Origin of the sequence: Streptomyces sp. NPDC048659 (assembly GCF_040650575.1) — a bacterium.
GTDB lineage: Bacteria > Actinomycetota > Actinomycetes > Streptomycetales > Streptomycetaceae > Streptomyces.
Window position 1 is genome coordinate 92,824 of record NZ_JBEZHM010000020.1, and the last position, 17,012, is coordinate 109,835.

General features: G+C 71.5%; 15 protein-coding genes, 1 tRNA gene and 2 pseudogenes. 9 read left to right on the plus strand and 9 right to left on the minus strand.

Annotated elements, in window-relative coordinates:
- Window positions 1–15: 15 nt before the first annotated feature.
- From AB0C99_RS17865 to AB0C99_RS17880, 4 genes are all read right to left on the minus strand, one after another.
- Window positions 16–1,446 carry a Cys-Gln thioester bond-forming surface protein gene (locus AB0C99_RS17865; RefSeq protein ID WP_362475844.1) on the minus strand — a complete coding sequence of 477 codons (1,431 nt, stop codon included), beginning with the start codon at window positions 1,444–1,446 and terminating at the stop codon, window positions 16–18.
- A 249-nt stretch (window positions 1,447–1,695) separates the two neighbouring features.
- The gene (locus AB0C99_RS17870; protein WP_362475846.1) at window positions 1,696–2,232 is read right to left on the minus strand and encodes a single-stranded DNA-binding protein; all 537 of its coding nucleotides are present in this window, start codon (window positions 2,230–2,232) and stop codon (window positions 1,696–1,698) included.
- Between the two features lie 151 nt (window positions 2,233–2,383).
- Window positions 2,384–4,198, minus strand: a complete 1,815-nt coding sequence (locus AB0C99_RS17875) for a GTPase (protein WP_362475907.1) — start codon at window positions 4,196–4,198, stop codon at window positions 2,384–2,386.
- Window positions 4,199–4,475: 277 nt separating this feature from the next.
- A complete protein-coding gene (locus AB0C99_RS17880) occupies window positions 4,476–6,191 on the minus strand; it encodes a dynamin family protein (RefSeq protein WP_362475848.1) in 1,716 nt (571 codons plus the stop codon).
- A 307-nt stretch (window positions 6,192–6,498) separates the two neighbouring features.
- Between AB0C99_RS17880 and AB0C99_RS17885 the strand changes: the two genes are divergently transcribed.
- A tRNA-Arg gene (locus AB0C99_RS17885) sits at window positions 6,499–6,571 on the plus strand.
- A gap of 245 nt (window positions 6,572–6,816) precedes the next feature.
- Here AB0C99_RS17885 and AB0C99_RS17890 read toward each other — a convergent pair.
- The 3 genes and pseudogenes from AB0C99_RS17890 to AB0C99_RS17900 form a co-directional block, all read right to left on the minus strand.
- On the minus strand, window positions 6,817–7,347 hold the full coding sequence (locus tag AB0C99_RS17890; RefSeq protein ID WP_362475850.1) for a flavoprotein: 531 nt from the start codon (window positions 7,345–7,347) through the stop codon (window positions 6,817–6,819).
- A pseudogene (locus AB0C99_RS17895) lies at window positions 7,344–8,480 on the minus strand (transcriptional regulator); the annotation flags it as partial. The pseudogene AB0C99_RS17895 and the gene AB0C99_RS17890, both read right to left, overlap by 4 nt.
- A gap of 37 nt (window positions 8,481–8,517) precedes the next feature.
- Window positions 8,518–9,090 (minus strand): annotated as a pseudogene (locus AB0C99_RS17900) (transposase family protein); the annotation flags it as partial.
- Between the two features lie 523 nt (window positions 9,091–9,613).
- Here AB0C99_RS17900 and AB0C99_RS17905 point away from each other — a divergent pair.
- Together AB0C99_RS17905 and AB0C99_RS17910 are read left to right on the plus strand one after the other, a co-directional pair.
- Window positions 9,614–10,483, plus strand: coding sequence for a hypothetical protein (locus tag AB0C99_RS17905; RefSeq protein WP_362475852.1), 870 nt, complete (start codon window positions 9,614–9,616; stop codon window positions 10,481–10,483).
- A 615-nt stretch (window positions 10,484–11,098) separates the two neighbouring features.
- Entirely contained in the window at window positions 11,099–11,566 is a 468-nt protein-coding gene (locus tag AB0C99_RS17910; RefSeq protein ID WP_362475853.1) for an Imm21 family immunity protein, read from the plus strand.
- 31 nt (window positions 11,567–11,597) lie between these two features.
- Here AB0C99_RS17910 and AB0C99_RS17915 read toward each other — a convergent pair whose 3' ends face one another.
- Complete coding sequence (locus AB0C99_RS17915; RefSeq protein WP_362475854.1) at window positions 11,598–11,807, minus strand: hypothetical protein; 210 nt, start codon at window positions 11,805–11,807, stop codon at window positions 11,598–11,600.
- Window positions 11,808–12,015: 208 nt separating this feature from the next.
- On the opposite strand from AB0C99_RS17915, the gene AB0C99_RS17920 reads away from it, so the two are divergent.
- From AB0C99_RS17920 to AB0C99_RS17945, 6 genes are all read left to right on the plus strand, one after another.
- Entirely contained in the window at window positions 12,016–12,417 is a 402-nt protein-coding gene (locus tag AB0C99_RS17920) for a WXG100 family type VII secretion target (protein WP_362475856.1), read from the plus strand.
- A 19-nt stretch (window positions 12,418–12,436) separates the two neighbouring features.
- Window positions 12,437–12,760 (plus strand): WXG100 family type VII secretion target, encoded by a 324-nt coding sequence (locus AB0C99_RS17925; protein ID WP_362475857.1) that lies wholly within the window; start codon window positions 12,437–12,439, stop codon window positions 12,758–12,760.
- A complete protein-coding gene (locus AB0C99_RS17930) occupies window positions 12,760–14,526 on the plus strand; it encodes an RNase A-like domain-containing protein (protein ID WP_362475859.1) in 1,767 nt (588 codons plus the stop codon). The genes AB0C99_RS17925 and AB0C99_RS17930 overlap by 1 nt, the downstream gene beginning before the upstream one ends.
- A gap of 65 nt (window positions 14,527–14,591) precedes the next feature.
- Window positions 14,592–15,152: a hypothetical protein gene (locus AB0C99_RS17935; protein ID WP_362475861.1), complete on the plus strand. Its 561-nt coding sequence runs from the start codon at window positions 14,592–14,594 to the stop codon at window positions 15,150–15,152.
- A 93-nt stretch (window positions 15,153–15,245) separates the two neighbouring features.
- On the plus strand, window positions 15,246–15,545 hold the full coding sequence (locus AB0C99_RS17940; protein ID WP_362475863.1) for an RNase A-like domain-containing protein: 300 nt from the start codon (window positions 15,246–15,248) through the stop codon (window positions 15,543–15,545).
- Between the two features lie 13 nt (window positions 15,546–15,558).
- On the plus strand, window positions 15,559–16,215 hold the full coding sequence (locus AB0C99_RS17945; RefSeq protein WP_362475864.1) for a contact-dependent growth inhibition system immunity protein: 657 nt from the start codon (window positions 15,559–15,561) through the stop codon (window positions 16,213–16,215).
- Here the strand turns inward: AB0C99_RS17945 and AB0C99_RS17950 are convergent.
- Window positions 16,110–16,976, minus strand: coding sequence for a DUF998 domain-containing protein (locus AB0C99_RS17950; RefSeq protein ID WP_362475866.1), 867 nt, complete (start codon window positions 16,974–16,976; stop codon window positions 16,110–16,112). The two genes, AB0C99_RS17945 and AB0C99_RS17950, sit on opposite strands and share 106 nt — an antisense overlap.
- Window positions 16,977–17,012 lie beyond the last annotated feature (36 nt).

The window sequence follows — 17,012 nt, forward strand, 5'->3', positions numbered from 1 at the left end:
GCCTGACTCTTACTACTACTGGCCTGCGGCCTTCTTGCGGCGGAGGAAGAACACCGCGCCGCCACCGACCACGACGAGCGCGACGGCGACACCGGCGATCATCGGGGTGGCGCTGGAGCCGCCGGTCTCGGCGAGGTCGCCGCCACCGGTCGTGGAGCCCGTGGTGGAGCCGGTGGTGCCACCGGTGGCCGGGGTCTCGGACGGAGCCGGGGTGCCGGTCGGGGTCTCCGACGGCTTCGGGCCCGGGGTGGACGTCTTGCAGTCGAGGACGCCCTCGATGACCTTCTCGAAGCCGTTCGGGCCCGTGATGGTGAACTTGTACGTCTCGTCCTCGGCGACCGGGACGGTGATCGTCTGGGAGGCGCCGGGGGCGATCTTGTAGGTCTGGCCCTTCAGGTCGAAGGTCCAGTCCTCGTCACCCTTGTTGGAGACGGTGATGTCCACGCCGCCGTCGGCGCAGTTCTCCTTGAAGTCGACCGCCGGAACGGGACCCTGCTTGGCCCAGGTGGCGTCGATCTGCGCGGTGACCGTGGAGTCGCTGGAGCCGGCCAGGATCAGCGTCTGCTGGCGCTTCTCCGTGGTGCTCGCGAACACGCGGCCGATGGAGACCTTGGTGGTGGACGTCAGGCTCACCTTGGCGGAGCCGTCACCGGCGCCGGCCGGGACGTCGACGAAGAGCTCGTCGCCGTCGCTGACGGAGGTGACCGCGTCGCCCTTGGCGTTGACGACCTTGACGCCCTGCGGCGCGTCGGCGGACAGCGCGACCTTGGTGACGCCGGCGGCGGCGTTGGTGCTGACCTTCACCGGGCCGAGACGGCTGCCGGACTTGCCCGCGAGGGAGGTCGGCGTGACGCTGAGGGACGCCTTGGGCTCCTCCTGCGTCGGCGCCTTCTCCGCCTCGGCGACCAGGTACTTCGCCAGCGCCTTGGCGTCGGCGTCCTTGGGCGCGGTCTCGACGTTGTCCGAGAAGTGCCAGATGGCCGCCTGCGTCGCCGCCGCGGCGTCGTCGTTGGTCAGGCGCCCCGCGTTGGCCTTGGCGGCGAGCGCCGTCAGGTCGTTGACCTCGGGGTAGGAGTGCTGCAGGATCCAGCGGATCTTGCCGGCGTTCTTGTTGTCGTGGAGCGTCGACTCGTCCCAGCCGACCTCCTTGTAGGACGTGCCCGACTTGGTCTTGGTGAACAGGTCGATGCAGTACGCCTTGAGCGAGCCGCCGCCCTTGACGCTGAGGTCGAAGAGGCCACCGCGGTAGGTGTGCGTCTCCTTGCCGACCTTGACGTCGATGTCACCGCCGTCGACGACCGAGCCCAGCGTCGCCGCGGCGCCGCCGGTGCTGATCTCCTCGGCCATCGCGGGACCGGCGATGGCTATGGACCCGGCCGCGACGAGGCCGGAGACCAGAGCCGCGGCTGCAAGGCGGGCAGCGCCGCGCCTGTGTGCAGAAAACATTGGAATTTCCCCTCCGGGCAGGCTTCTCCGCGTCATCGATCGATACGCGTGGGGGGAGCACCTGCCAGCAGACTCACTGACCCACTGGAAGCAAGCGCCTCATGAGTACTGGGAATCCTAGGGACGCGAAACCCCTCCGTGCCCGCCCGTGCCATCTGATAACCATACCGACTCGAAATCGTTATCCGTCGGGGGAAGTTGACGGGGAAACCGCTGGTCACGGTATCGACATATCCCCACAACGCAAGGTCAGGGCGTGGCCACGCAATCGATTTGGACTGGACCATTGGCCATCTCGCCGACCGTATCCAGGCCCGGGTCCACGGCCGGCTCCGGGGTCTGCCAGAGGTCGGGCGCGGGCGGTTCCGCCCTGCCGGATTCCGCTACGCGCGCGGCCGGGACCCGGACTTCCGAGGCTTCCGGCCCCTGCCGGGCGGCCCGCCGGAAGGCCGCCGTACCCCGGCTCAGGTCGTGCCCGACGGCCACCGCGTCGATGTCCACGAAGGTTTTCCGGCGCCCCTCGTGCTCCTCCTCGCGCACCTTCAACCGGCCGTGCACCACCAGCGGTTCCCCCACCGAGACCGAGGCCGCCACGTTCATCCCCAGCGAGCGCCAGGCCGACACCGTGTAGAAGCTGGTCGGGCCGTCCGTCCACAGCGCCCGCTCGCGGTCCCAGCGCCGCACCGTCACCGCGAAACGGAACCGGGCCACCCCGCCGGTCAACGTCTCCCGGTACTCCACGTTGGTCGCCACGTTGCCGACCAGCGTCACCGTCGTCTCGTTCATGTCCCCCACCTCGCGTACGTCCCGGCTCTTTCCGTCCCCATCGTGGCCTTGGGCGAAGAAATCCGCTGAAGCCTGTGGATAGGCGGAGAGTTGGGGAAAAGTCCGTCACCCGTACGGAGGGGGCGGACGGGGGCGGGCTTCGCGGCCGCGCCTAGCGCGTCCTCGCCGTGCCCGTCCGCCGGATCGGGCCCAGCTTCGTCGCGCCGATCCGCGCCCCGCCGATCCGGGCCGTCATCCGCGTCGCGCCCGAGGCCGTCACGTACTGCTCGCGCACCTCCCGGTAGCGCATCAGTTCCGCCGCGATCGGGTCGAGCACGCGGGCCCTGCCGCACGCCGCGGCCGCCTCGCGCAGCCGTCGCTCGGCCTCCTGCCCGTACCGCCTGGCCGGACCCCGTACCGCCGCCGCGCAGGCCCACTCCACCAGCGGGCCGCCGACGATCCCGGCGATCATGATCAGTACGGGCGGCCACAGCAGCGGCTCCACCACGCCCACGATCTGGGCCACCAGCCACAGCGCGCCGAAGATCTGCAGGAACGTCATCACCACCTGCGCGAAGACCGCCGCCGGCCACCACGCCGGGCGGGGCGGGCGGGCCGCCGGGTCGCCCATGGACACGGTCAGCTCGTCCAGCGCCTCCGGCAGGCCGTCGGCGCCCCGCAGCGCCGCCTCGCGCACCGCCTGCGCCCAGGGTCCCGGCAGCCCGCGCGCGGCCTCGTCGGAGACGATGCGCACCGCCTGCTCGACCCGCTGGCGGGCGGTCAGCTCGTCCTCGACCGGGTTCTCCAGGCGCGGGTCGGTGCTGCCGTGCGCGCGGATCCGCTCGTACCAGCGGTACAGCCGCAGCCACGGCGTGCCGCAGGCGCGGATGGCGCCGCGCCGCCAGACCCGTTCGGCGGCCTCGCCCGCGGCCTGCGCGCCGACGGCCAGCGCCAGCCGGTCGGCGAACTCCTCCCGGGCCCGCTCCCCCAGCCCCGGCCGCCCGTCCGCCACGTACACCGGGCGCAGCCTGGCCGCCGCGGCGTCCACGTCGGCGGCCAGGCGGCGCTCGGGCGCGGTGCGGTCCGAGACGAAGCGGCCGAGGAGCTCGCGCAGTTCCGGTACGCCGTCCCCGGTGAGCGCGGACAGGGCGAGGACCGTCGCGCCTGGCTCGCCGTGCTCGCCGAGGGCCATGCCGTCCTCGTCGAGGAGGCGGCGCAGGTCGTCGAGGACGAGGTCGGCGGCCTCGGTTCCGAGCCGGTCAGTCTGGTTGAGGACGACGAACGTGACCTCGGCGTGTCCGGCGAGGGGCCGCAGATAGCGCTCGTGCAGGGCGGCGTCCGCGTACTTCTCCGGGTCCACCACCCAGATCACCGCGTCCACCAGCCCGAGCAGCCGGTCCACCTGGTCGCGGTGGGCGGTGACGGCCGAGTCGTGGTCGGGCAGGTCGATGAGGACGAGCCCCTGGAGCTCGGCGTCGCCCGCGCCCCCGGCGAGCGGCCTGCGGCGCAGCCGCCCGGGGATGCCGAGCCGGTCGAGCAGGCCCGCGGCGCCCTCGGACCAGCTGAGCGCGATCGGGGCGGAGGTGGTGGGGCGACGCAGCCCGGTGTCGGAGACGGGCACGCCCGCGAGGGTGTTGAAGAGGGTGGACTTGCCGCTGCCGGTGGCCCCGGCGATGGCGACGACGGTGTGCCGCGCGGAGAGCCGCTGCCGCGCGGCGGCCTCGTCGAGGACCCGGCCCGCCTCGGCGAGGGCGTCGTTCTCGACCCGGGTGCGGGAGAGGCCGACGAGTTCGTGGAGGGCGTCGAGGCGGGTGCGCAGGGGGCCGCCGTAGGCGCCGCCGAGCGGGGGGAGGCCGTCGTCGGCGTCGTCGGGGGTGGAGGGGCCGGCGGGGTTGGTGCGGACGCCCGGGGCATCAGGGGCGCTGGGGGCGTCCGGGGTCCCGGTGCCCTTCGGGGCGGCGCGTTCGGCGGCGCGGCGGGCGATCAGCCCGTCGTCCCAGCGCTCGGCGGCGGACCCGGGGGCGCGGCCCGCGTCGCGTACGGAAGCGGGAGGGGCGGCGTCACCGCGTACGGACACGGCATCACGGCGTACGGCGTCGGAGGGCAGGCCGCCGGGGGGCACGGCACCGGAAGGCAGGGCGGCGTCGGAAGACAGGCCACCGGAGGGCACGGCACCGGGAGGCAGGGCGGCGTCGGAAGACAGGCCACCGGGAGGCACGGCACCGGAGGGCACGGCGTCACCGCGTGCGGGGTCACTCACTGCGTCACTTCTCCTTCTGCAGTACGGAGAGGGCGGCGATCAGCTCGGCCTGCGGCTCGGGGGTCACGTCGAGGGCGTCGAGGGGCGCGAGGCGCCGGTCGCGTTCGGTGTGGAGGGCGCGGTCGAGGTACGTGCGGAGGAGTTCGCCGCCCTTGTCGCGCAGGAGCACGGCGCCCTGGGCGCCGAGGAGTTCGGCGAGCCGGTCGCCGGCGGCGCGGGTGCGGCGCCCGCCGAGGAGGACGGCGGCGACGAGGGCGGTGAGGGTCTCGTTGTCGGGGGCGGCGGCGGTGGTGCCGCGGGCCCGGCCGGAGGACCGGCCCGTGGCGCGTCCGGAGCCTCGGACGGTGGCGGGCCGTTCCATCCCCCGTACCTCCTCCTCGACCGTCTCCTCCAGGACGCGCCGCCAGCGCCGTACGGTCATGGCGACGCGCTCGCCCGCGTCCTTGGCGGGGCCGGTGCGGTCGGCGGGGGCGAGGGCGCCGGCGGCGGGTTCGCGGCGCCAGGCGTCCCGGACCCGCTCGTCGGCGGCGGCGACGGCGCACTGGACCAGGGCGGCGAGGGACTCGACGAGGGCGTCGAGGAGCTCGTCGGCCGAGCTGTCGCGGGGGTAGCCGCGCCAGCGGGTGCGGGCGTCCCCGGCCAGGACGGCGCCGCGGCGCACCTGCTCGCGGAGCCGCCCGCCCTGTTCCCCGTACGCGCCCTCGACGGCGGCGCCGAGCCGGACGGCCGCGGCGTACTGGGCGGCGACCGCGCCCGCGAGCTCGGGCATCCGGGCGTCGAGCGAGTCGATGACGCCGGCGGCGGTGCGGCCGACGGCCTGCTGGCGGGCGGCCGGGTCCTGGGCGCAGTGGGCGAGCCAGCCGCGCAGCGGGGCGACGGCGGTGTCGGGGAGCAGCCCGCTGCCGCCGTCGGCGGACTCGGGGAGCTCGGGGATGGTGAACCGGGGCAGGTCGCCGAGCCCGGCCTTGTCGAGCAGGGCCTCGTACTGCCGGGAGACCTCGCCGATGACCTGGTGGGGGACGCGGTCGAGGACGGTGACGAGGGTGGCGTCGTACTCCTTGGCGGTACGGAGCAGGTGCCAGGGGACGGCGTCGGCGTAGCGGGAGGCGGTGGTGACCATGACCCAGATGTCGGCGGCGCAGATCAACTCGGCGGCGAGGAGGCGGTTCTCGACGACGAGGGAGTCGATGTCGGGGGCGTCGAGGAGGGCGAGGCCGCGGGGCAGGGTGGCGGCGGTCTCGACGCGGAGGGAGTTGTCCTCCTCGGGCTCGTCGTGGTCGTCGCGCCCGGCGTGCCCGTCGTGTGCGCCGTGCCCGCCGTGCCCGTCTCGGGGATGCTCCTCGCCCCGCTCGGGCAGCCAGACGCGGGTGAGCTGGGGCAGCACACGCATCCCGGCGAACCAGTGGTGGTCCTCGGGGTGGCAGACCAGGACGGGGGTGCGGGTGGTCGGCCGGAGCACGCCGGCCTCGCTGACGCGGCGGCCGACGAGGGAGTTGACGAGCGTGGACTTGCCGGCCCCGGTGGAGCCGCCGACGACGGCGAGCAGCGGGGCGCCGGGATCTCGGAGGCGGGGCACCAGGTAGTCGTCGAGCTGGGCGAGCAGCTCGGCCCGGGTCTGGCGGGCCCGGGGGGCACCCGGAAGGGGGAGCGGTAGACGCACGGCGGCGACTCGGTCGCGCAGGGCGGAGAGTGCGTCGATCAGCTGAGGCCGTTCGTCCAAGGTCACCACATGTGAAGAATGACCAATTTTGGAGGCTTTTTGAAGCATATAGAGGTGCTACGCGCCGACCGAACGGATGTAGCCGGAAGACCCCAGGCATAACGAGTGCACAACACCCGGCCCGAGTGGCGCGAAAAGCGCTGCGCGAATCGCACCTGCCTGCGATTATCGGACCGCTTCACCGAACCTCCACATCGTGGCACGCAGGTGAAGCAAGCGGGCCAGGGGGATCGGAGCCCTATCCTTGTCCCGTCCGGCCACACCCGCCCCACCCCGCGGACCCCGGCCCACCACCGGGCCACCGCCGGCCCCCGTAGCTCAGCGGATAGAGCAGGTGCCTTCTAAGCACTTGGCCGCAGGTTCGAGTCCTGCCGGGGGCGCACGGAACGAGACCCTCCTTCGGGAGGGTCTTTTTGCTGGTCGGATCGCTCTTCTCCGGCCACGTTCGGCACGGCGATTCCGCAGCCGGCGCTCGATGGTCACGGAGGGTGCGCGGGGACGGTCGAGCACCTGTTATGGCCGGATCTTTTGGTGAACCCGTCGGCTGAATGCCTGCTTCAGGTCACCTGGCAGGGCGGGGAGAGAGACCCAGCCCCACAATCGGCCATCCATGCGCCTCACCTTGTCAGGGACGGGCATCCCGAGACAGCAACGAAAGCGCCTCCTCCCACCGGAAGCGCTCCGCTCCCCCACCCGCCTTGGGCCGGTGCGGTTCGTAGGACCCGACCAGGACGCCCATCTCCCGCAGCCGGTCCAGACTCCGGCCGTACGCCGGATGGGCGGCCATGGCGGCGTTCACGTACGGCAGCACGGCCGTCGGGATGCCCATCCCGTACGCCTCGCACAGGATGCCCAAGGCAAGGGTGTCGGCCATCCCGGCAGCCCACTTGTTGACGGTGTTGAACGTGGCGGGCGCGACCGCGATGGCGTCGGCGGGCGGGAGCGGGCGGGAATCGCCCGGCCTGCGCCGGGCCGAGCGGATCGGGTAGCCGGTCTGGGCCTCGATCGCTTCCACGTCCAGGAAGCCGAGCCCCTGCGGGGTTGCTACGACGCCGACGCCCCAGCCCCGCTTCTGCGCCGCGGTGATCAGCTTGTGGACGTCGCCAGCGATGCCGGCGGCGCAGACGACGACGTACAGGAACGGCTGCGCGGTCACGTGGGGACTCCTAGTCGGCGGCTGAAGTGGTGGAGCTCGGGCAGGGTACGTCGTCGGTCCCGGGCGGCCATATCGGCGACCAGGTCGCGGACGGCTGGGCGGCGGACGTCCTGGGCGGCGCAGGTCTCGGCGATGCGGAGCGCCTGGTAGCCCTCGGCAAGGCGGCCCTGCTGACTGTAGGCACGGGCGGCTTCGACCCAGAGCGCTGCTCTGCGTTCGGGGGCGGGAATGTGCCGACGCATGAGGGGAGCCGCAGCGTTCAGGGCGATGCCGGCGTCACCGAAGGACACCGAGGCGCTGACGGCGTGGATCGCGACGTTGGTCGGGCTGAAGTTGGCCCAATCCTCGGGCTGGTCGAGAGCGACGTACCGGGCGACCTCCCGTGCCTCGCCGAGGAACTCCCGGGCTGCTGCACGGTCACCTCCTCGGCTGGCCGCAGTCGCCCCTCGGAGGAGCAGCAGGCCGACGGCGGCGAGGTACCGGGACGAATGCCGATCGTAGGAGCCGGCGAGCTGGCCAGCCGTGTGGCGGACCAGGGTGACGGCCTGGGCGGTGTGCTTCTCGCGGGTCAGGACGTGAGCGTGAAGGCGGACGCTGGAGGCTAGAACGACGGGATCGCCTGAGCGCTCGGCCTCTGCCATGGCCCGTCCCACCGCCAACCAGGCGTTGCCCTGGTCGCCCTGCTTGAGCAGCAGACTCGTCGAGGTCCGGTACGCGGTGGCCAGAAGCCCGGCCGCCTCCTCGGCGTTGCGGTGGCCACCGGCCGCCTCCCGCAGATCGGTGATGAGACTGGGCAGCATCGCCTCCAGCTCCGCGTAATCGCAGGTGCAGAAGAGGCGGCGGGCGGTGGTGAGCCTGTCCCGCAGGGGCTGGAACTCTCCGTTGCACGAAGAGGCAGTGGCAGCTCTGGGGCCAGGGAGAAGTGAGCGTACGAGGTCGTCATGGGCGGCGGTGGCGGGCGTGGCCGGGGTCGTGAGGGAGGCGATGCTCGCGGCCAGGAAGGTGCGGCGGCGCATGTCTTCTGTCTCGGGATCGTCGGGGTGGGGTGCGGCGGACGCGGCGGTATTACTCAGGCCGAGGAGGTGTGGCGGAATGCGGAGTTCGGCGGCGACGGCACGTAAGACGCGGATGTCGTGCCCGCTGGCCTGCGGAGAGGGTCTCCCACCGTCACCAGCACGGGGTGCGGACGGTGCTGCTGGCTCCTCGGTAGCCCTTGTCGGCCCAGCACGGGATGTCCGCTGCGGCGAGGGCGTCGATGATGCCGATTTCGCGGGCCGCGCGGATGTCGTGGACGGCGCCGGGCAGGGCCGGTGAGGCCCACAGCAGCCGGCCGAAGGGGTCGGCAAGGATCTGCACGTTCATCCCGTGCTTCTTGTACTTGCCGGAGTAGAACGGCCGGTCCGCGGCGATGCGGTCGATCGGCAGGAGGGTGCCGTCCAGGATCAGGTACGCCTTGGCCGACGCGGTCCGCACCGCGTCGGCCAGGCCGGGGGCGAGAGCGGCCAGGAGCCCGACCGCCTCGGTGACGTAGCGGTAGGCCGTCGTGGTGCCGACGCCGAACCCGGCTGCGAGCTCGGCATAGGTGTGTCCCACCCGCAGACGGGCGAGGGTGAGCAGGGCCTGGCGGCGGGCGCTCAGGCGCCGCCACCGGGAGCCGATCGTACGGCGGTGCCGCCGCAGCTGCTGAGTGAGGAAGCGGAGGGCGGAGCTGGACACGTCGACACCCGACGGGTGGACAAGCATGTGAAGCCCCTGGCGGAGATGGTTCTCTTGGTCGAAAACCCATCTACCAGGGGCTTCGCCTGTCTGTCAGCCCAACTGGCCAGCCTGGCAGCCAGGTTGGAATAGGCTCATTATGCGAGCCGAGCAAATACGTGGATTCCCTAACATTCACCGTCAAGTTGACGTCGCTCATGGCACCTTCTAGCCACCTTTGGCTCACATCAACCACTGCCGTGTTGACAGAAGTTGATGGACGCGAGGTCGTCTGCTAGAACGGCGCCTCAGCCAGCTCAAATACCCTGGGGGGGCAATGTCTACGCCACAGGACCCATCTACTCGATCAACGCCGAGTGCCCCCGACACACCTCCAGCGCCACCACCCTCGAACACGCCCAACACGGCCGAGACGCCACCCGCACAGACAACCTCCAGAGAAGCGCCACCGCCGCCCCCTACGGCTCCCACAGCTCCGCCCCCCTCGCCTTCAGCGTCCAGCACGCCAACAGCCCCCACACGCAGTGCCCTGGATCAATTCGTCGACCTGGTGGTTCCAGACTCGGCCGAGCCCGGCCGTGGGCGCAGTTGGGGCATCAAGAAGCTCGCCCTTACAGCAGTAATTGCCGTAGCAGCCATCATCGTCGGAGGGCTTTTCACCTTCGGCCTAGACACCTTCCTGTCACCGGCCCGAGCCAAACAGGATGACAAAAATCAAGATACCATCGAAAACGCGAAAGAAGCTTTCGCATGGCGACTGGCTCCCGCTCTTGACGATGACGAGCCATGGGAGTCCTGGGAGATCGATCGAACTCTGACAACGCAAGAAAGGGAGAAGCTTGAGAATCTTGACGGCACCAAAAAGGCGACGGTCTGGGAATTCGTCAGAGGGCTGCAAGGTCGAAGGGTGCGAGGGATTGCAGCGATTTACACCTTGCAACTGACCAGCGAGAAGCAAAAGTCAGTTCTTATCACGAAGATCTCGGCCAACGTCACGCGATGCTGGGACTCTAAGGCCCGCACCCTGCTAAGTGACGGTACAGGCGGAAGCGAAGGTTGGGACGAAATCCACTTCAATCTCGAGACGAATGGCGCCGCAGCAGCACCTCTCGGGTACACCGAGGTTGAACCCGGGCAGGTTCCGGAGGAGATCCCTTACAAGAAAGCCATCTCGCTCGGGAACACACAGAGCCCCGGTCTACTATCCATGACTCCCTACATGCGAGGAAGCCAGGACTGCGAGTGGCAGTTGGTGCTTAATTACAACGTAAACTCGGGCGAAATGCAGAGTCAGACCATCAATCAGGACAGCTCGGGAAAGAAGCTTATGGTCTACGGGCTGACACGAACCAATGTGGAGAGTTGGGCCTGGACTGGACCTCCTCCCGAGTATCCCGGCTGGTCGCACTCTAAGTACTAATCGGTACTCCCATTTGCGGCCATTGAGCCATGAACGCTGCGGTCGACGCTCCCCCGCGCTCCCCGCACTGGGCATAAACGACGATCTTCGTCCCTGGCTCATCGTCGGATGCTCCGTACGGGTAGCCATCCTCGTCGGTGGTTGGTACCGCAGGGCCGGCTCTTTAGGTTCATCTCCGGCGTTCGAGGCTGCCACCCCCTCGCGTCCCGGAAACGCCCGAAGTTTTCGGGAACGACCAACGACTGAGCGCGTACCCGCAGGTCAGAACGGCCCAGCCTGGCACGCCAAGCTGGGCTCGGGGGGATGGAAGACGACGTTCGTCCGGATGTCTCGTTCCGCGGCCATGGTCTTCCTTGTTCTCAGGGGACGCGGCTCCTGAGCTCACTGTTGGCGGGGTTGGCCATGGCTTGCTTGGAAGCCGAGCAGTAGGACCTCGTCCGGGTCGACGTCCTCGGGCAAGGGCCGGCCCTCCAGGAGGAAGCCGAAGAAGGCGCGCAGGGCTTCGTTGCCCAGTTCCTGGGGGTGGAAGGGCAGGGCGTACGGCTCCTCGTTCCGAGCATGCCTGGAGCTTCGGGTTCACCCGGTGTGTCAGACGTGGGTGTGATGATGCTTCGCATGGCTGTCTGGCTTGATGGGACCGACTTCGCTCGCTACGCGCTCATTCCCGAGGAGTTGCTTCCCGTGTGGGAGGGGACCGAGGCGGATCAGGTGATCGGTGCGTACGTCTCGGGATTTCGGCTGGCCGGGCGGGATGTGCTGACGCTCGGCGGCGAGCCGCTGCCCGTTGCCTGGCTCGCCGAGGAGCTCACGTTCGCGCGCTGGTGTTATGCCGACGACGACACCGGGCTGGTCCGGGCCGTTCGGGGCGCCGCCGCGGCCGGCGGGTGGGAGGACGGCCTCTCGCTTGAGCTCGGAGGGCGTTACGTGCTGACCGACGCCTCCTACGAGGCCGACAGGATGCTCGGCTCGGAGGTGCTTCGCGTGGAGCTGGACCCGGGGCGCTATCGCGTCCAGTCGTTGGTCGTGGAGCCTGACCCCGACACGCAGTTCATGCTGGAGCGGCTGGTGCCCGGATCCGGATAGGGGCTGCCGTTCCCCTCTCTCACGGGACGTCTCAGGAGCCCGCCTGTGAGACGCCCCGGACCAGTTGGGCGATGCCGTTGAAGATGGCCTGGCCCAGGGGTGTGGGGGCGATCAGGACGCCCAGGGTCAGGACCAGGAACGCCGTGCCGCGTTCCTCGAAGCGGCTTCTGGCCTGTGTTCTGCGGCGGAGTCTCATCGCCACGATGACCGCCAGCAGCACCGCCACGTTGATCGTCATCATGTGCCGTCCACTTCCGTTCAGTCCGTGCTCCGCTGCCACGGACCAGTGCAGCGGACGGGGGGCTTCCGGCGCAGGCGGTCCGTTGGCTATGGCGGATCCCCGGCGGGTGCTGGCCTGTTGGTGATCGGACAGCCGTTCCCTTGGGGCGGGTCGGGGCTCCGTTAGGGTGACGGGGTACGGAAGACTGGTGTGCGAGCGGGGGCTCAGGGTGCGGGACGCCGATCTCGATGTCTCGGCGGGTGAACTCGGCCGGCTGGCCGGGGACCTCGACGCGATGCAGGAGTATCTGGAGCAGCAGACCCGACGCATGGACGAGGTCGTCGACCGCGTCGCCGCCGGCTGGCAGGGACCGACCGCCGTCGCGTACCGGTCGCTGCACCGCGGGGTCGCCGAGGACGCCGTGCGGATCCGTCAGGTGATGGTCCTGCTCGAAGCGGCCGTGCGGGCCTCCCGCGACGGGTTCAGCGAGCAGGAGCTCGACACCCTGGCCCGGGTCAAGCGGCTCCAGGACGGCGAGGACGTGTCCGCCGCCGCCCGCGCGCTCACCGTGCCCGACCCGGCGCCGGGAGCCGCGCCCGCGCCGCCCACGAGTCGCATTCTGGACGTCTGAACCACGGGGGATCAGCACCATGCCGGACGAAGACCGGATAGCCGACGAGGACCGGATCACCGTCGACTTCGCCTCCCTGCAACGCCTCTCGGGAGACCTCGAAGACATCCTCCGCACCCTCAACGGCAAGCTCGACACGCTCTACGAGCGGGCCGCCAAGGTCGTCCTGAGCTGGGACGGCGAGGCCCGTGAGGCGTTCGTCGACGAGCTCGACAAGTGGAGCCGCTCCGCCGCCGACCTCAAGGCCGCCCAGGCGTGGCTGCACGAGGTCGTCGTCACCGGGCACCTCAACTACTCCGCCGCCAACCGGTCCGTGCTCCAGGGATGGGGAGGGGGCGCCTGATGGCCGGGCCCGGTGGGAGCGGTGGAAGTGGTGGCTCCGGTGCCATCGACGTCAAGCCCAGTGATCTCTGGTCCGTCTCCGGGCGGGTCGCCGCCCAGCAGGACTTCCTGATGCGCGGCGCCCGCACGCTCCTGGAGGAGCTCGGCAAGTATCCCGACGCCGGCGGCGCCGGCAGCGAGGCCGGGCGGTTCGCCCAGGCGTACAAGAAGATCGGCAACCGGTGGCTGGAGGTCTGGGCCAAGTCCGTCGTCAGCGTCGGCGGCGTCGCCGTCGGCTTCACCGAGACCGCCAACGCCTACACCCTCGCCGACGCGGCGGCCAACCCCCAGCCCGGCAAGACCGCCGAGCAGCGCCCGCGGCCCGCGGTCATCGACAAGGACCCCGTCTTCCCCTCCGTACCCGACATCAAATGGGGCGACGACGACGGCGGGGACGACTTCCTGCGCGGCCTGATGGAAGGCATCCCGGAGATCGTCCGGGACGTCCTCCAGCCGCTGGCCAAGCACGTGTTCCGGGTCGGCCGGGTCGCGGACGTCCATCCCTTCCCCCAGCAGCACTACCTCAACTCCCTCTGCCACAGCTGGATGAACGTCTCCCTCGTCCTCACCACCGGCGCCGACCAGCTCACCCAGACCGTGGGCACCATCACCAACCACCAGCGGGCCGACTGGGAGGCCGCCATGCGGACCTTCTGCAGCGCCCTGTGGGGCGCGACCGCCTGGGGGCAGCGGCGCGAGGGCTACCAGTGGGCGCAGACCGCCGGCTCCGGGCCCGGCACCCCGCGCCTGCCCACCGGCAGCGAGCCCGTCATGACGGTCCTCAAGGACACCGCCGACGCCATGGCCACCATCCTGCGCGAGTACGCCGAGGCCGCCGTCGACCTGAACCGCGACGTCGCCGACGAGCTGCACCGCGCCATGTGGAAGGCCGCCAAGGAGATCCTGGAGGACCTGGCCAAGCCCAAGAGCCCCAAGGACCTGCTCTCCGGCATCACCTCGGTCATCGGCAAGGGCGCGGGCCTCATCCTGTCCTTCGACGTCAAGACCGTCCTCAACATCGACACCGCGAAGCTGAACCGGATCGTCGACACCTACACCGGCATCCTCGACGGCCTCACCACCCGCATGGACGCCCTGAAGGGGCCCCTCGACGAGGCCCACCTCAGCGCCCCCAAGTTCGAGGCCGGCGTCGCCCGCGCGCACGGCTTCGGCGCGCGGGCCCTGGAGGAGTTCAAGGACTCGCAGGTCTGGCTGAAGGTCGACGCGAACGGCAACTACGACCTCGACCTCGCCGCCAACGAGTACATGGGCGACGGGCACACCCTCGACAAGCACGTCGGCAAGACCGACGAGCAGCTCGCCCAGCGCCTGCGCGACCAGCAGGCGAACGGCCCCACCCTCGCCTGGCCGTACGGCAAGCCGAAGCCCAGCGCCTCCTCCGCCTTCCCGAACTACGAGCGGGCCCAGGAGCTGACCGAGTACAACCTCAACCACAACAAGGCGGCCATCGAGGCGTGGATCAAGGGCCCGCCGCCGCCCGCCGAGGGCAGCGTCCAGGACTTCCACGCGACGGCGCCCAACGGCGAGAACAGCGGGCGCAGCGTCTTCAAGCAGCCGCAGGACGTGAACGACCCGAAGTCCGGGTACAAGCAGTCGGGCATGGGCGCCGAGGCGTACGACGTCCAGGGCATCGACACGCGCATCCGGTACGACAGCGGGCGCAATCCGCCCTTCACCGTGATGACGTCCATGCCGTCCAAGTCCTAGACCCGGCCGGACCACACGACACCCGCCCCGCCACGATCAGCACCGCCGAGAAAGGCCCGCACCGCATGTCCGTCGACCAGGCCGCATGGGAAGCCGCGGTACGCCACCTCTACGAGGACGCCTACCCGTACGACGCCACCGGCCCGCGCCGCCACGAGGACTGGGTCCTCGACGTGCTCGCGGTGATGGGCCGGGTCCCGGACCCGCGCGGCTGGGCCGGGCTCGACGACGCGGCGGACGACCCTGAGCGGGCGGCCTCCCCCGTGTACCCCTTCGCGGCCCGTCCGGCGGAGTACGTACGGGCCCGCCTGTACGAGATCGACCGGGGCAGCGCCGAGAACCTGCTGCTCGCCCTCACTGACGACGGGTGCGCGCTGTCCAACCTGGACCGCTTCGCCGAGAGCGAGGAGGAGCTGCGGGCCATGGCGCGCACGGTCCTCGCGCGGTACGGGGACGGCGCCGTCTTCCACACCAACGTGACCCGGCCCGGCGGCCCGCCCGGCACGCTCGACTTCACGTCGCCGAACTGGGGGTACGCCCCGCTCGGCGTCTACTCCGAGGACTACGGCCTGGTCGTCGTCTCCGACACCGAGGTCGGGCTGTTCTGGAACTTCTCCGACTACTGAGCCCCCGGGCCCCGGGGCTCAGGCCCCCGGTCCCGGGCCCCGGGCCCCGAGCCGCCCGCCCGCCCCTTCCGGCGCCCCTGAGAGGATGGCCCCGTGCTGACCCGTTCCGCTTCCTATCCCGACCGGGAGACCGCCCACTGGGCCACCCAGCAGGTCGTCACCGCCAACGAGCAGGCCATCCACCGCTGGCTCGCCCAGGGCACCCGCGCCCGCCTCACCATCGAGGCCGCCTGGCCCTCCCGCGAGGAGCCCGTGGGCCGCGTCCAGCTGGAGGCGGAGCTGCTCGCCGGGCGCGGGCCCGTCGACGTGCGCGCCGCGCGGGTCGTCCTGCGCCGCGAGCCCGCGAGCCCCCACGGCTTCACCGTCCTCACCACCGTGCCGTTCTACCTGTAGGGGCCCCGCCCGCATGTCCATGAAGCCCCTCGAACACGACCGGCGCTACGGCGAGCTGGACCAGGTCATGCGCGCCTACCTCGGCCAGCCCGCCGACGACACCCCCGAGCACCGCAGCCGCGCCCTCGACGCCTACCTCCGCCACACCTGGCACACCCGCCCCTCCGCCATCGCCGAGGCGGAGCGCCAGCTCCGCGCGTACAGCCGCAACCCGCCCGGCCGGCTGCGCCTGGAGCTCGGCGAGTTCTACGCCGTCCCCGACACCGGGATGCCCCAGTCCGCGATCGGCGACTGGCTCCTAGTCCTCGCCGACCACCTCAAGCGGAGCATCGAGGGCGGCGAGGTCCCCGAGCCCGCCTCGCCGCGCACCCACTGGGAGTGGCACGCCCGCTTCCCCGAGACCGCTCAGTTCCTCGGCGGCTGGTTCTCCCAGGACATCGTCGACGAGTTCCCCGACCACGAGGCCGCCGTCGCCGACTACGCGGCCACCACCCACCCCCAGCTCGTCGCCCGCCTCGTCGGCGAGCTCCACGAGCTCCTCGCCCTCCCCCTCGACGACGGCGACTACGCCCTCGCCGCCGCCGAGCTCGGCATGGAGGTCGGCCCGCCCGCGCCCCACTCGCACGGCGCCTGGTTCCAGTCGGTCGCGACCGCGCTCGCCGCGGGCTGAGGCGCCCCGGCGGCCAGCCGGGCCGTCAGCGCGGCCAGCCACAGCAGGCCGAGGCCCGCGCCGGCCGTGAAGGCCACCACCGAGGCCCCCGAGCCCGCGAAGCCCGCCAGGACCGCGACCGGCGCCAGCCGCGAGGCGAGCGCCCAGCCGCGCAGGCCCCGGGCCGCCAGCGGGCGGGCCAGCACCACGAACGCGGCGCACAGGGCGAGGTAGCCGGCCGTCCCCGCCAGCAGGTGCGCCGTGCCGTGCGCGCTCAGCACCGTCGCGTCCGGCGCCCCGGCGGGGAAGCCCGCGCCCGGGTCGGCCGGGAAGACCGCCGCGGCCCAGAACGACAGCGCGAAGACGCCGGTCAGGGCCGGGCCCCAGGTGCCGCCGGGGCCGCCGCCCAGCAGCCGGCGCAGTCCCGCCGCGCCCGCCAGCAGCAGGGCGCCCGCGACGAGGAAGTTCAGCGTCTGGATCCAGCCCGCCGCGCCGAGCGCGAGCTGGCTGAGCGCGTTGCGGCCGAAGTCGAAGCCCTCCCGGGCCGCCCCCTGCGCCACACCCGCCGCCAGGAACAGCGGACCCGCCACGACCGCCCCGGCCGCCAGTCGCGAGGCCGCCACCCGGCGCGCGGGAGCGGCAACGGGAGCAGCGGGGGCGGTGAGCGTCTTGGCCGTCTCGGTCTTGGCCACCTCGGTCTTGGCCACCTCGGTCTTGGCCACCTCGGTCTTGGCCACCTCGGTCTTGGCCACCTCGGTCTTGGCCACCTCGGTCTTGGTCATATCGGTCTTCCTCATCTCGGCTTCGCGCGTCCCGTC